Below are 12,840 nucleotides of genomic sequence, written 5' to 3'. Positions count from 1 at the left end.
TTTGCCAAGCACTCTTATAAAGCATACTCTCTAAGCCACTCGTACATCACAATTCCTGCCGCTACGCCTACATTAACTGAACGCGTACTGCCAAACTGTTCAATCATCACCATAATATTTGCCACTTTCTGCATCTCTTCACTCAAACCTGGACCTTCTCCACCAAAAACTAATACACACTCTTTTGGCAAAGTTGTTTGTGATAGGGGTATTGCACCAGGAAGGTTATCAACGGCTACAATCTGACGTGTACCGATATTCTTTATGAAATCGTCAACAGTTGGATGCTGGATAATCTCGATATACCTATCCGTCACCATCGCACCACGCCTGTTCCAATGACGTTTGCCAATAATATGCACTGCACCAGCATTAAAAGCATTCGCACCACGAACAATCGTACCGATATTTAAATCGTGCTGCCAATTTTCTATTGCGACATGAAATGTGTGACGACTAGCCTTTAAATCAGCTTTAATAGCCTCTACTGTCCAATAGCGATACTTATCTTCCACATTACGCTTGTCACCGTTTATCAGTAGTTCGGGATCAAGTCGTGGGTCATCTGGCCAAGGCTGAGGATATGGGCCAACGCCAATGTTTGCTTCATTCATAGTGACACTATTGTAACTCATCTTGGAATAGGTGGTCATCCTCAAAGTATGGTGCTATTGTTTTTTATAAATAAGTATCCTATGATTTCACTGTTCTTTACAATGAGGTAAAGAACAAAATTGCTAGGGTTCTTGAAAGGAATCCGAAACGATGACAGATTCACGACGTAAGCACAAGTGGGACTCTGGCCAAAAGGATGCCGATGGGGATACGTACAAGACGTGCCGGCGAAAGAATTGCGGCATCATCTGGTCTCCCATGCATGATCGCTCAGAGCCAGTCGGCTGCAGCGGACAGGACTAACAAGGACGGTAGGCCATGAGCATCACCGCTCCGAAAGATCCTAGGCCTCCACACTCCTGGAAAATGGACACAGACGTAGACGGCAATCCGTACAAGTATTGTGTCCGCGGAAAGTGCGGCGTCATCTGGTCACGTGCACACAGTCCCAACCGACCAGAACCTCTAGGCTGCAAGGGTGAACCAACAGCAGAAGACCGACGCCTCGCAGCACTTCGTCCCAAGCAATAAGGCAAGCTCCGCCTATAACTCAGCCGATGCAGCGTATCTGCTTAGGGCCCACTGCTCCTCGTCCGACCAGTGGGCCGCCGCCTTACAGATTTATTTAACCAAAAAAGTAAAACCCCTGGAGTTATTTCCGGGGTTTTACTTTAGTGCAGAGCGAAACAGCAAGTAGTTCACAAAAAGAAATAAATATCCGCACCCATCAAGGCTCTGTGTTGCTAAAACTTACATAAAGTGGTATTAGTATATGCACGAGACCGCTCGCACTTGCGGTCTCGTACCGCATAAGACAAGGCGATTCGATTTGGACAAAGGAGACAGCCGTGTCAATCACTCCAGCGCTTACCGCACCAGATGCGTTCCGCGCCCTTCAGACGAAGGTTCGACGTGGCGGTGCCGATCGTGCCGACACCATCATCGGAGCAGGAACTCACGGCGAAGACTTCATCCTCGACGTGAGTGTTCCGGACCAGATGGTGGTCCAGCCACATCGTCGGGTCGAGACACACTCGCGACTCCGCGTTGCCATCCTGAGTGAGACCGAGCTGGCCATCCAGCTCCTCATCAGATGGCGCTCGGTCTTCGGAGACCATGCTTCGGTGTCGGCCTACAAGGTCACTCTGGACGGTAACTCGATCGCCGTCCAGCCCAGATGGGAGCAAGCGGTGCCGACTCCCACTCTGGAGAACATCAATGTCCACACTGGTAGCGTGACCGCGTCGGTCTACCACCGTCGGACGATCGACGAACTGCGCAATAGCAGCTCATCACCGGTCGGCGGCATGTTGTTCGACGGCAACGTTGGGCGCCCGGTCGACTCCGCAGCCTTTACGCTGCTGGCCGCCCGGATCATGCCTATGGTCATCGAGTTCTAGGCTTCACGGCGCTCGCATGGCCACTTCTGGTCATGCGAGCGCAAAGCCATCATCTTGTCTTATGCGTTAAAACAGTTATTATTTCTATAAAAATCACTTTGCGAGTCGCGACGGTCGTTCTAGTCCGTCTGTAGGGAGATTAACGCACCAAAGTAAAATGACCAGCTTGCGCTGGTCATTTTACTTTGGTGCAGCATAAAGGACAATTATAGAACTTTAGCTGAACTCAAAAGTGTTAGTGTACTCATGGGCGAGAACTGCTTTCCATCACCCCAAAGCGTGAAGGCGGTCTGGAAAACAACATCGTTTATAGTGCCTTTAACCTTCACTGAACGCGCTGAACCGAAAAAAGATACCGATTCCGACACATGATACAATTCAACCCGTTAACCATTTCCGATTGTTGCCGTGAATGTTTTGTTAATGATCACTACTGTCCTCTTTTAATGCTGTTCATCTTTCTCTAAAATCGCTGTAGCTAGTTCAAGCTGATAGGCGAGTTCGGCAACTTGTTGTTCATCCAGTTTAGTCAGCATACGTTTTGTCCAGGCCGCATTTTGGGTATAGATGTCATTAAGTACCAAAACACCTTGCGGCGTTAACACAAGCAAGCGCGCCCTTTTATGTGCTGGATTTATTGCATACGTTGCTAAGTTATCCTTAACCAAAACGTCGGCGATTCGTTGGACGCTCTGACGAGCATGTCCGATTCTCTTCGCAATACTCGCAACCGTCTGTGATTCCTGACTAATACTTCCGAGTATCTGCCATCTAGCGCTGCTTTGTCCAAGCTCTTTTGTTAACCGGTCTCCGTTACGGAGAAGTAGGCCATGCGCATGGAATATAGCTATAGCAAGCCTACTTAGTGGATCTTGAGGCGTATTGATCGTAATCATCTCTTTAATAAGATTAATAGTATGACAACATCCTGTCAAATAACAGTGAAACCCACAATGTTCTAGTAACTTGACAGCACGCTGTCGATTTGTTAAGCTCTGATGGTAAAGTCATTTTAATAAACAAGAGTCGGAGGCGTTAGTCATGCACATACAGTTTGCCGAGTTGCCAGTACTCAATCAGGAGCGGGCTAAAAAGTTTTATATAGATAACTTCGATTGCGAAATTGCCGCCGAAACTACGATGGGTATGGACGATTGGCGATGGATAGAGCTTGCATTCAAAGGTTCAGAAACAACGTTGCATTTCCTCAAGCGCAAAGATGACAAACCATCGGAGGGCCCTGTCCTTGTACTCGTGGATGATGATGTGGAAATGACTGCTAAAACCCTGAAATCGCGAAGTGTGGAGATCGTCACCGAGCCCCAGGAAGCTCCTTATAAGCCCGGATGCACTGTAGCTGAATTCCGGGATAGCGAAGGTAACCTAATAGTGTTAAGCAGTAAATGATTACGGCAAAATGACGATGAATCCTTAGTAACCCTACCGAACTTTCTCATCCTTAAATAGCCAGCTAAACTAAAGCACCCCATTTACAGGGGTGCTTTTCTGATCTTGATATCGTATTCTTGGTGCGCGAAAGAGGACTTGAACCTCCACGTCTCGAAAGACACTAGCACCTGAAGCTAGCGCGTCTACCAATTCCGCCACTCGCGCATGCTTTTGCTATGATACCCGTCCGCTGCAGATAATTCAAGCTCTATTAGTTAAACGGTACAAACGATGCAATAGCTGCCGTGTCGTAACCGCTTCGAAGGTGCGATACAAGTTGACGAATCTCCGTCGATTGCTTAACGCCCGGGTTAAGAATACCGTGTGGATCGAAGATTGCCCGAACGGCCTCGAACAATGCAATAACCTCAGGGTCGAGTTGCTTATAAGCAAACAACGCTTTTACCCGACCTTCGGCACCGTTACCAATGAGATGACCGCCAAGATGCGCCACAAGACCCGCATATTCATCTAAGAGTTTAAAGATTTTTTGCTTGTCACCGATCTTATGTAACTGCAAAAGTGGACGCGCATAAAACGTATTGTCGAGGACACGCGCATGAATTGGCATAACAACATCGTACTTAGTAGCCATAACTTTAACCGCAGCCATAAATTCTTCGGTACGTTCACGTGGTACATACGCCCCATCTACAATAGGTGGCGCTGAAACTGCTTTTTCACCTGGCGTAACTACAAATGCTGTAACTTCACGGATCGCCAATAGTTCCACTACAGTCTCGTCATCGGCCGCCTCAACATAGGCATCAGTTTTGCTTAACTGCTTAATAAGGCGCTTCAACTTTTTAGTACGTACATGGTCACTAAAATCGTCAAACCCAACAACTACTATCGCACCCGTTTTATCGCCAGCATTTTTAATAAAGCTATAGGTTTTACCACGAGCGGCAGCTACCGTAAAGAAATCACCGTCATAGAATTCAACAAAGGTCGGTTCCATGCCATCAATTACTTGGTCGAGTGCATCACGTGCCGCCTCACCACTCACGAACCCTATAACCGCAGCCGCCATATTAGCACTCTTAAACTCTGTTTTCATTATCATTTCAGAGATAATACCAAGCGTCCCCTGGCTCCCAATAAGAAGTGGCGTCAAATCGAACGAGCCATCATGGTGCTTTACTTTAGAGAGTGTCGAGTATCCCGCATTGTCGCGGACCATCGAACCAAGCTGCTGTTCAATGAGCTGTTTATTATCTTCTATGAGGTTATCGAGGCTCCGATAAATCTCACCCTCAAAGTTTTGCTGACCTTTCTTTTTATTAAGATCGCGCTTTGAAAGTCGCTCAGTTTGTAGCACATCACCATTTGCAAGCACTACTTCAAGCTGTGAAACCCAGTCGTTCATATCGCCGTACTTACCGGCCAGTGTACCATTATTATTTTTAGCTATAGCGCCACCGACCGTACTGTACGCACCGGAATCAGGTAGCGCTGGAACAAACATACCTTGCATTGCAAGTGCCTCATTGAGTGTGGCGGACATAACACCTGGTTGAAGACGGATGAGCTTTTGCTTGACATCAAACTCAAATATCCGGTTAAGATGCGCTGGTGTAACTACTGTTATACCTTTACCAATTGCGCCGCCGGTTTCGTCCGTTCCACCGCCACGAGTCGTAAGACCAAGTACATGACCTTTCTCAGCAAGCTGCCATGAAAAACGAGCAATCTTGCGAATATCGTTCGTGACACGAGGATATACCACCATCTCTGGCGTCATCTCCAATACGCTTAGGTCATGGCTCATTGCCGCCAAGATAGCTGAGTTGGTCGTGACCTCACCTAAGATATGTTCCTGCAGATACGTAGCAACTTTACTCATACGACCCCTTATTCCTTTGTCACCCTCGTTGTCATTTTCTTCATGATAGCATAAGCTCGTTTATTTTTCAGCTTTATCTATCAAATAATATCTGCTATAGTAATAAAACAAATGCGCGAGTGGTGGAATTGGTAGACACGCTAGCCTTAGGAGCTAGTGCCCTCGGGCGTGAAGGTTCAAGTCCTTTCTCGCGCACCAAATGAAAAAGCAGATCGGCTGGTCTGCTTTTTCATTTGGTTTGCATTTATCTTAAAAGACTGATATACTTATCATATAACTGTCCTACGTTATGATCGCACCCCAAGAGAAATCTTGGGGCTGCTTTTTTATGTAAACAAATTAACAAAATAAAAAACGCATTTAAGCGTCTTCACGGCGGTAGAAGGTGAGGTATGCATTTCCATAACTACGGTTATCCACCACAACAACTCCAGTTTTGGTAAGTCCCTCACCCCTACCTGGATGTGATAATACCATAAAACCACCCGGTTTTAATAGCCCCATCAACCGCGAGACTGTGGAAAACTGCGGATCGGCATAAGGGGGATCGGCAAAAATAATGTCATACGGATTTTCTGCTTGTGTTTCAAGCCAATTATTAACTGTCGTACGGATAAGAGTCGTTCGCATTTCAACACTAAGCGCTATAATATTTTTTGCAAGCACTTTTTGAGCAATTCTATCTCGCTCAATAAACGTGACATGATGTGCACCTCGACTAAGGGCTTCAAGACCGATTGAACCCGTCCCAGCAAAAGCATCTAGTACTTCAGCACCAGCAAGTCGCTCCACACCAAGACTGTTAAACATAGCATTGCGAACACGTTCGCTCATAGGGTGCGTTTGTTTTGTATCAGGTGCTTCTATTTTACGACCGCCGAACTCGCCGCTGATGAGACGAATATTCATTTCACTCCGCCCTTATCATTGCCTGGTACCAGGCCAACATTACCGCACGGATGATATGAGGAACGAGGACATCTCGTGTCTCACGCGCCAATAGTCGCGTCCAACCACCTCGAGCGAATTCTTCATACATTTTCATTTCGCTGACTTCCTGAAGAACCTCGAAAAAGTACACCTCGAAAGACTCCCGCTCCATGCGGGCATACTCTTCATAGCTTGGTTCTGTACCCTCGAAACGCAAAGGTGCAATCGAAGTTGCGATCCCAAGTTCAAAACTAAGATGCGTCGTCATTACCCCTTTTGCGCCCCAAAACTCCCAGTTATTACGGAGTTGTATGCGACGGTTTTTACCTGGCAGTAATAGCTTATCTTTAGTCGTGAGACGGGTTTCAAGGCCTTCTCCTCGTAGCTCTTCAAGCTTCTCCTCTAGTGGATAGTGATGCGCTGGTGTGAGACCATCTACAATAGCATGAGCAAGCCATGCAGCCTCGAATGCCGCTCGCTCACGGTTTTTGTTCTTTAGGGCGATCGACATGTTCATAATATGATCATTAATCATGTCTACAATCGCTCTATCATCGGAGTTAGTAGGATCGATATAGTGCCACGGCTCGTCTTTAGCGGGACTTTTGCGCTTGATACCATCAGGGCCATTGAGACCCTCGAAGTGGAGAATTTCGTGTGCAGTAGGAAAACCTAATTGTTTCGCAAGCTTAGGAGTAATCAGTCGTCGTGCAACACGATCAATCTTCTGATGGACACCCATCACACGACCGGATTTTGTTCGAAATGTCGTTCCAGAATACATATAACTAATTTAACGTGGTTAACCGCTGATAATGTTCTACTTCAGCGGCCAATTGTTTATATTGTAGCAGATCCTCGCCTCTTTCGACGAACGACTTGGCTTGCCGCTGCGCCCTAGCGATTAGTTTTGTATCAGACAATGTGGCGATCTGCAGGTTAAGCGCACCATGTTGTGCGCGCCCATAAATTTCACCAGGACCCCTGAGTTTTAGATCAACTTCAGCCAAATAAAAACCATCGCTAGATTTTTCAATCTCCTTTAATCGCTGGCTCGGTTTACTGCTATCTGACATAACTAAGTAGCAGTAGCTTTGGTGGCTCGAACGTCCCACGCGACCACGTAGCTGGTGAAGCTGGCTCAAACCAAACCTATCGGCATTTTCGATCACCATAACTGTTGAATTTGGTACATCCACACCAACTTCAACAACTGTCGTGCTTACTAGAATGTCGTACTCACCGATGGCGAACTTGGTCATGACTGCATCTTTTTCATCGCTTTTCATCTTGCCATGCAGTAGACCAATTCTACGGTGTTTAAAAATAGAGTTTTGAAGTTTTTTATATTCAGTCTCAACACTTTTGATTTCGTTATCCGGGTTTTCATCTATCAAACTGCAGATGACATACGCCTGGCGTCCAGCGGAGAGCTCCGTATCCACCAGTTGATACAGCTGCTCACGACTATTCGGCGACCAGATCTTAGTTTTGATTGGTTTTCTACCCTTGGGCAGTTCATTTAAGATGCTCACGTCAAGTTCACCGTAAACCGTCAGCGCTAAACTACGCGGAATGGGCGTCGCAGTCATAGCCAAAAGATGCGGCATATGAACTGACTTATCTAATAGCTCCTGACGCTGCTTAACTCCAAAACGATGTTGTTCGTCAATGACCACAAATCCAAGTTTATGAAACTTAACCGGACTCTGAATAAGCGCATGCGTTCCGACGACTACATCTACTGTGCCTGCAGCAATCTGCTCGTACAACGTCTTGCGCGACACACCCTTTACACTACCTGTTAAAAGGCCTACCGATACCCCAAACGGCATTAACAACCTTGCTAATGTTTCAGCATGTTGATTAGCCAAGATCTCAGTTGGCGCCATAAGAGCAGATTGGAATCCCGCATGTGCTGCTTGCCGAGCAGCAAGACCCGCAACGACAGTCTTACCAGAACCTACGTCACCTTGCAGTAAACGGTTCATCGGCGTTTTACGTTCAAAATCTTGAATAATATCCCAGGCGGCTCGACGTTGCGCACCGGTAAGCTCGAAGGGTAGCTGCTTTACAAATTCGGCCACCACATGTTGGTCAAACGGGATATGCCAACCAATAAGTTTGGCATTTTCCTGACGATTGAGCTGACTTGCAAGCAGTAACTGGAATAGTTCTTCAAACGCCAGACGCTCCCGAGCCTCAGCGATCTCTTTCTGATCTTTCGGGAAGTGCATCTCTAAAATCGCAGCCGAACGCGGGACAAGCTTTTCGGACTGCACCACGCTCGCAGGTAGCGTTTCTGGAAGCATCGACATGAGTGGTCGCAATTCGTTGAGTATCTTACGAACAACTTGGCCTTTTAATCCCTTTACAACCCGATACACAGGAAGCAGTCGTTCCGTCTGGACGGGTGCTATATCACCTACTTTTTCAGCACTTGGATTGGTAAGTTGATATTTGTTGTAGTTAAACTCGAATTCACCCGAGAAAAAGAACTCCTCACCTGTTTTAAGCTGTGCTTCGCGATATGGCTGATTAAACCATACCGCCTGCAGCTTACCCGTGTCATCCACAAGAACAGCCGTCGTTATGCGCAAACCGCGACGAACAGGCCGTGTGGTAACTTTTTCACAGCGCGCCCTTATCGTTGCCTTGCCCGGGTGAATATCGGCGATCTTGGAAACTTCAGTAAAATCTTCATGTTTTCTTGGTAGAAAACTTACGAGATCACTAACCGTCTCGATTCCGGCCACACTAAATTGTTCGGCAGTCTTAGTGCCGACTCCTTTAACCTTTTCCAGCGATGTCTGCAGATTCATCTGTTTTCTAGTATATCAGTTATACCTCTGCCTCTCCGTTCAACCTAGCCTATTCTAGTTCATGCATTCGTACTGCAAGTTGTAGCGCGCGCTGTCTGAACGAGCTCGACTGGTCTTCTAACGGAAATGGTGTGCTATAGCTTGTCGGATTCCAAATATCACGAAGTACTTCTTCTTTTTCTCCTAAAGTCGTACCTACGAGGCTGTTTTCAGGAGGATAGGAAGATAGACCAACAGGACGACGACGCGCTACTTCCGATTCGATTGTATGCATATGTACCGCCATCCTATCAGCAAACGACCCAGCCTTATCCGCTCTGATCACTGCTATCTTATCGGAAGGAAACAGCTCCTTTAAGGCAGGCTGTGCTTTAGCTGCATCCTGACTTAATCCTACATAAGTAAAAAATTGTCTATAAGAAGGGTCAATCATCTGCCCACCTTGGAACAAACTCACGTGCTGGAGAGCACGTGAGTTGAGACCACATGGCGCCTTTCTAGGAGTCGCGATTCGACGGTCAAGATCCATATCGTGCATCTCACGCATATAGAGTTGCAGCGCAGCCGTAGCCAGTCCACATACTGATCCTTGGAGCTGCAAATCTACATCATACTTATGATTTTCCTTTTCGTGCAAGGCTTTTTCGAGAAGCAATGCACTCTCAGAGAAGATGGTATAGAGTTCGCTCATTGGAATTAATTATCGAGCAGCATACCCTCTAGCGTCTTGGAAAGCATCTCAAGCCTCTCGCTCAACGCATCGCATTGATTGCGCATATTCTGACGAGAACTTGCCTCTTCCCACCACTGAACATAGAACTTCAACTTAGGCTCTGTACCGCTAGGGCGGATGGTTACCCTACAACGTGCGTCACCGTTTAATTCCAGAACAACAACATTACCTGAGAGGCAATCGATTTTTGTCGTCTTTCCCGTCTTAAGGTCCTTGCGTTCTAGTGTTTTATAATCTTGAATAGCTGTAATTTCGTGATGACTTAACATTTTTGGAGGCTGAGACCTAAGTTCAGCCATTACCGACTGCATTGTCTCAAAACCGCTAGCACCTAAGAAGTATGCACTGGCCAAACGTTCCATATATACACCATAGTCGACGTACAAGTCGAGCATACGATCATAGAGCGTCATACCCTTCTTTTTAAGTTCAGCGGCGTATTCAGCAAGCGGAAGAGCTCCGACGGCACCGTCCTTATCGCGGGCATAATCGCCCTTCAGAAGACCATAACTCTCCTCGCCACCAATGACGAAAATTTCATCTGTCTTTTCTTTTTTAAGGATCAGTTCGCCAATGTATTTAAAACCAATAAGCATATTTGTATACATCGTCACATTATAATGATGCGCCAAAGCCGTTAGCATATCAGTAGTGACTATTGTTTTTGCGATGTAATGCCTTGGGGTTAGTTCACCTCGCTCTTGAAGCTTCCCAAGAGCATAGTCTGCAGCAAGAACAGCCGACTGGTTACCATTAAGATAGATCGCTTCATCATTATTCCGGACCATAACACCTATACGATCCGCATCTGGATCATTTGTTATGGCAATATCAGCATTCTCAGCGAGCATCTGAGCAACGGCACGTTCGTTCGCCGTTTTTTCCTCTGGGTTTGGCTTTCCATTTTCGATAGTAGGAAAATTACCGTCTGGGACCATCTGGTCTTCAACAACAGATATATTCTTAAATCCAGCCGCACGTAATACAGGAAGTGTGTTAGTTTGGCCAGCGCCGTGCAAGGGTGAATAAACGATTTTCACGTCACGCTCGATACCCTCAGCCTGGTCGACCACAGCTTGCACGTAAATACTGTCAACCTCTTTACCAATAATGATAATTTTGCCTTCATTTACTGCTTCGTCAAAGTCAACAGCATGAATTTCCGTTATTTCCTCGGCAACCGCTAGAACTCCCTTATCATGTGGAGTAACTAATTGACCACCATCAGCCCAATAGGCCTTAAAGCCATTATCGAGTGGTGGGTTATGGCTAGCGCTAATAACAATACCAGCTGCCGCCTTAAGATGACGAACCGCAAAACTCAATTCAGGAGTAGAGCGAAAATCATCAAAAAGATATGTCCTAAATCCATTTGCGGCACACACCTGCGCAGTATATTTACTAAGCTCAGGTGAGCTTAGCCGCGTATCACAAGCAATAACGATGCCCTTTTCGGCCGCCTCCTCATCAAACGAACGAGCATAAATACATAAGGCCTGTGCAGACTCGCCAATCGTAACACGATTAATTCTATTAGAACCGATACCGGTCGTACCGCGTCGTCCGCCCGTTCCAAACTCAATAACTTTGAAAAAAGCATCTTCGAGAGCCTTCCATTGTTCGGCCTCGATGAGCTCCACAAGCTCATTGCGGTATTCTTCATATTTAGACTCTTCCAGCCAAGCTGTCACGTTTTTTACAGCCTCTTCTGAGAGGTTTTTTCGCAAAGTCTCGGTATACGGCATATACCCTCCTTTTAGGTTAGATTCGAGTCTTCATTATAACAAATTTGCTAGCGAACCAAAACGAAGCTGTTCTTGCCTTTTTTGACAAGCGCGAGATTGGTAAGTTGTGTATCCTCGATAATTTTCTTGCCATTAACGGATATAGCAGCGCCCGAAATTAAGCGACGAGCTTCGCCATTACTTGCAGCAATCCCAGCCTCCACCAGCACTTCAATAACAGATTTGTTACCAGCTACGGCAGGTATTTCTTGAGCGAGTGCTTCCAGATCAATGTCATTCAGTTCATTGATGTCTTTACTATCAAATAGAACTTCAGTCACGCGTTCTACAGATTCGTACCGACCCTTACCATGGACTAGTATCGTCACCTCCTTGGCAAGTGTTTTTTGAGCTTCACGGGCGCTCGGATTCTCTTTTTGCTTAGTGGCCAATGCTTCGACTTCTTCTTTTGTAAGTAATGTAAAGATCTTTATGTAATCAACTACGCCCTCATCATCGACATTTAGCCAGAACTGATAGAACTTGTAAACACTCGTCTTTGTAGGATCAAGCCAAACTGCTCCACCCTCAGACTTACCAAACTTCACGCCCGTCGCTTTATTAATTACAAGAGGCGTTGAATATACATGTGATTCAGCGCCTTCAATACGACGGATAAGATCAACACCCGCAACAGAGTTACCCCACTGATCAGCACCACACACCTGTAGTGTTACGCCATGCTCACGGTACAGATGCAGAAAATCATACCCCTGAATAAGTGAGTAGCTAAACTCAGCATAACTAATGCCACTACCGTCCGTTCCGAGGCGTGACTGTACAAAATCACGGCCAAGCATTTGACTCATTGGCACATGCTTGCCGATATCACGCAGAAAATCCAGGTAGTTTATGTTTTTAAACCAGTCGTAATTATCGACAATCGTAAACTCTTGGCCAGCAAATGCAGTTTTGTACTGAGCAGCGATGCCCGCCTTGTTTTTAGCAATTTCATCGAGTGTCTTAAGATTACGCTCATCTTTTTTCCCATCCGGGTCACCGATCATTCCGGTCGCCCCACCTACAAGCAGAAATGCTTTATGGCCATGGTCAATAAAATGTCGAACCATCATGGCAGCGGCAAAGTTACCGATCGTCATACTATCCGCGCTTGGATCAACACCCCAATAGAAAGAGATAGGCGCCCCGTCAAGCTCGGTAATATCCCCATATGTGGTTTGGTTTATAAAACCCCGCCACTGCAGTTCTTCGGAAAGTTTCATCCTATCTCCTTATCTGTTTAACTCTAGTCAGTATACCA

The 12,840-nt window shown here is 46.3% G+C and carries 12 protein-coding genes and 2 tRNA genes; 4 read left to right on the top strand and 10 right to left on the bottom strand.

Annotated elements, in window-relative coordinates:
- Positions 1-14: 14 nt before the first annotated feature.
- Entirely contained in the window at positions 15-614 is a 600-nt protein-coding gene (locus VLG36_02730) for a TrmH family RNA methyltransferase (protein ID HSW77687.1), read from the bottom strand.
- A gap of 367 nt (positions 615-981) precedes the next feature.
- Between VLG36_02730 and VLG36_02725 the strand changes: the two genes are divergently transcribed.
- Positions 982-1,146: a hypothetical protein gene (locus tag VLG36_02725; protein ID HSW77686.1), complete on the top strand. Its 165-nt coding sequence runs from the start codon at positions 982-984 to the stop codon at positions 1,144-1,146.
- A 317-nt stretch (positions 1,147-1,463) separates the two neighbouring features.
- On the top strand, positions 1,464-2,015 hold the full coding sequence (locus VLG36_02720) for a hypothetical protein (GenBank protein HSW77685.1): 552 nt from the start codon (positions 1,464-1,466) through the stop codon (positions 2,013-2,015).
- 443 nt (positions 2,016-2,458) lie between these two features.
- Here VLG36_02720 and VLG36_02715 read toward each other — a convergent pair whose 3' ends face one another.
- The gene (locus VLG36_02715; GenBank protein ID HSW77684.1) at positions 2,459-2,911 is read right to left on the bottom strand and encodes a MarR family winged helix-turn-helix transcriptional regulator; all 453 of its coding nucleotides are present in this window, start codon (positions 2,909-2,911) and stop codon (positions 2,459-2,461) included.
- Between the two features lie 145 nt (positions 2,912-3,056).
- Between VLG36_02715 and VLG36_02710 the strand changes: the two genes are divergently transcribed.
- Positions 3,057-3,422: a VOC family protein gene (locus tag VLG36_02710; GenBank protein HSW77683.1), complete on the top strand. Its 366-nt coding sequence runs from the start codon at positions 3,057-3,059 to the stop codon at positions 3,420-3,422.
- Between the two features lie 120 nt (positions 3,423-3,542).
- On the opposite strand, the gene VLG36_02705 is transcribed toward VLG36_02710, so the two are convergent.
- Positions 3,543-3,629: transfer RNA gene (locus tag VLG36_02705), tRNA-Leu, on the bottom strand.
- Between the two features lie 46 nt (positions 3,630-3,675).
- On the bottom strand, positions 3,676-5,310 hold the full coding sequence (locus VLG36_02700) for an FAD-binding oxidoreductase (protein HSW77682.1): 1,635 nt from the start codon (positions 5,308-5,310) through the stop codon (positions 3,676-3,678).
- A 113-nt stretch (positions 5,311-5,423) separates the two neighbouring features.
- On the opposite strand from VLG36_02700, the gene VLG36_02695 reads away from it, so the two are divergent.
- Positions 5,424-5,508, top strand: a tRNA-Leu gene (locus VLG36_02695).
- A gap of 162 nt (positions 5,509-5,670) precedes the next feature.
- Here the strand turns inward: VLG36_02695 and rsmD are convergent.
- Genes rsmD through tyrS form a run of 6 tightly spaced genes read right to left on the bottom strand, consistent with a single transcriptional unit; the run spans position 5,671 to position 12,802 of the window.
- Positions 5,671-6,219 (bottom strand): 16S rRNA (guanine(966)-N(2))-methyltransferase RsmD, encoded by a 549-nt coding sequence (gene rsmD / locus VLG36_02690; protein ID HSW77681.1) that lies wholly within the window; start codon positions 6,217-6,219, stop codon positions 5,671-5,673.
- A gap of 1 nt (position 6,220) precedes the next feature.
- Complete coding sequence (locus VLG36_02685) at positions 6,221-7,024, bottom strand: hypothetical protein (protein HSW77680.1); 804 nt, start codon at positions 7,022-7,024, stop codon at positions 6,221-6,223.
- A gap of 4 nt (positions 7,025-7,028) precedes the next feature.
- A complete protein-coding gene (recG, locus tag VLG36_02680) occupies positions 7,029-9,062 on the bottom strand; it encodes an ATP-dependent DNA helicase RecG (protein ID HSW77679.1) in 2,034 nt (677 codons plus the stop codon).
- Between the two features lie 49 nt (positions 9,063-9,111).
- Positions 9,112-9,753 (bottom strand): hypothetical protein, encoded by a 642-nt coding sequence (locus VLG36_02675; GenBank protein ID HSW77678.1) that lies wholly within the window; start codon positions 9,751-9,753, stop codon positions 9,112-9,114.
- A 5-nt stretch (positions 9,754-9,758) separates the two neighbouring features.
- Positions 9,759-11,540, bottom strand: coding sequence for a phospho-sugar mutase (locus VLG36_02670; GenBank protein ID HSW77677.1), 1,782 nt, complete (start codon positions 11,538-11,540; stop codon positions 9,759-9,761).
- A 47-nt stretch (positions 11,541-11,587) separates the two neighbouring features.
- Positions 11,588-12,802: a tyrosine--tRNA ligase gene (gene tyrS, locus VLG36_02665; GenBank protein HSW77676.1), complete on the bottom strand. Its 1,215-nt coding sequence runs from the start codon at positions 12,800-12,802 to the stop codon at positions 11,588-11,590.
- Between the last annotated feature and the right edge of the window lie 38 nt (positions 12,803-12,840).

This window comes from Candidatus Chromulinivoraceae bacterium, from assembly GCA_035478595.1.
GTDB lineage: Bacteria > Patescibacteriota > Saccharimonadia > Saccharimonadales > Saccharimonadaceae > CAMLKC01.
Note: the sequence above shows the minus strand (reverse complement) of the source record. Positions and strands in the feature narration are given on the sequence as shown.